Genomic DNA, 1710 nt, shown 5'->3' with positions numbered 1-1710 from the left:
GAGCTACTACATCGAGGAGATGGTGGGCCATTCGCAGTGCCAGCAATCGGCGCTCGCGAGCCTCGTGCTCGAAGGTGTGTTCGAGCGCTTCCCGAAATTGAAGATGGTGATGATCGAGGCCGGCTTCGGCTGGGCGCCGTCGCTTGCCTGGCGGCTCGACAAGGTCTGGCAGCGGCTCCGGAGCGAGGTGCCGCACGTGAAGCGGCCGCCGTCGGAATATATCCGCGAGCAGGTGTGGTGGACCACGCAGCCGATGGAAGATCCGGAGCGCCGCGAGGATCTGTTCGACGTCATCAAGTGGATCGGCTGGGACCGGCTGCTGTTCGCGACCGACTATCCGCATTGGGACTATGACGAGCCGTCGCGTGTGCTGCCGGCGGGCGTGAGCGAAGCCAATCGCGATGCGTTCTATCTCGGCAACGCGAAGAAGCTGTACGGGATCGCCGCGTGATCCAAGAAAGTGCGAAGCGGTTTTTCCTCGCGACGAACGCGGAACGCGTTTGCGCGGCGATCATGCGGAGGACATGAAGCATGGCGCGGCATGTGATCGCGCCGGTCGATGAGCTTCCGCCGGGCACGCGAAAATTCCTCGAGATCGAGGGACGGCCGATCGCGGTCTTCAACATCAAGGGCGAGTATTTCGGCCTGATGAACCGCTGCCCGCATCAGGGCGCGGCGTTGTGCGAGGGCCCGCTGATCGGGCTTGCACAGTCGAGCGACCCCGGCGAGATCGAATACACGAAACTCGGCGAGATCATCCGCTGTCCCTGGCATGGCTGGGAGTTCGACGTCCGCACCGGCCAGTCCTACTGCGATCCCCGCCGCTTCCGCGTCAAGGCGTACGCGGCCCATGTCGCGCCGGGCGCGGCTGTCGTGAAGGGACCGTACGTTGCCGAGACGATTCCGGTGAAAGTCGAGAGCGACTACGTGGTGGTCGAACTCTAGTCTCGCCGCACCAGAACTGGGCTCCCTCGCCCCGTTCCTAGATCAGGCAGCATCTGATTGTCTTGAGCGGCGATTCTCTCAGAGCGTGCATGAAGCGTACGACAATCGGCCAAGCCCGCGGCTCGCCGTGGATGCATCTTCTCCAGCTTTGATTCGCCCCAGGGTCGTGACGATCGGCCGCACCCTGTGTGAATTGAGGCACTTCTGGCTTCATTTCGCTGCCCTTGCGACTTAGGGGAGCGCGTGGATCGCTCCTCTAGCTGCATCTRGCTGCATCCGATGCTGTCATGCCTCCTCTGTCATCAAATGGCATCTATAATTTAATCGTCGCGGCAACAAAAAACTACRATGCCGCGACGCACAAAAGTGGCAGAATGGACCGGGGCGCATGACTGTGATCAGCAGCGGAGCTGAGGCGTGACGATGGAATTGAGCCGGCGTGGACTTTGTATCGAAACCGGCGCGATTGGACTGTGGACCGTTTCGCCCAGTGTCTTCGCCATGCGAAGCGAAGCACGCCTGCGATCGCATCGAGCAGGCATGTAGGGCGCCGCGCTGACAGCGAAGCCGGCAAGTCCGGGCAACCGCTGACGGCGCCATTCGGAGACAGATATGCAAGGGGATCATTGGCCTCACGGCGCGTGCGATCACGCCGGTCGAAGCCTGGCACGCGTGCGGAATCGCGCGTCCGATTTTTTCGAAAACCTGTCCGTCGCGGAACTTGCGCGCGAGGCGCACAGGCATCTGTGGGTTTCGGACTGGTTG

2 protein-coding genes are annotated in these 1710 nt (G+C 62.2%); both read left to right on the top strand.

Annotated features, from left to right (window positions below):
- The coding region (locus ACXJL8_RS40325; RefSeq protein ID WP_456686955.1) for an amidohydrolase family protein at nt 1–451 on the top strand (451 nt) is incomplete at its 5' end.
- Between the two features lie 80 nt (nt 452–531).
- A complete protein-coding gene (locus tag ACXJL8_RS40320; protein WP_456623534.1) occupies nt 532–945 on the top strand; it encodes a Rieske (2Fe-2S) protein in 414 nt (137 codons plus the stop codon).
- Nucleotides 946–1710: the final 765 nt, after the last annotated feature.

This window comes from Bradyrhizobium sp. P5_C11_2 (assembly GCF_054049755.1).
The sequence above is the reverse complement of the archived record's forward strand: the minus strand, read 5'-3'. Positions and strand labels throughout refer to the sequence as shown.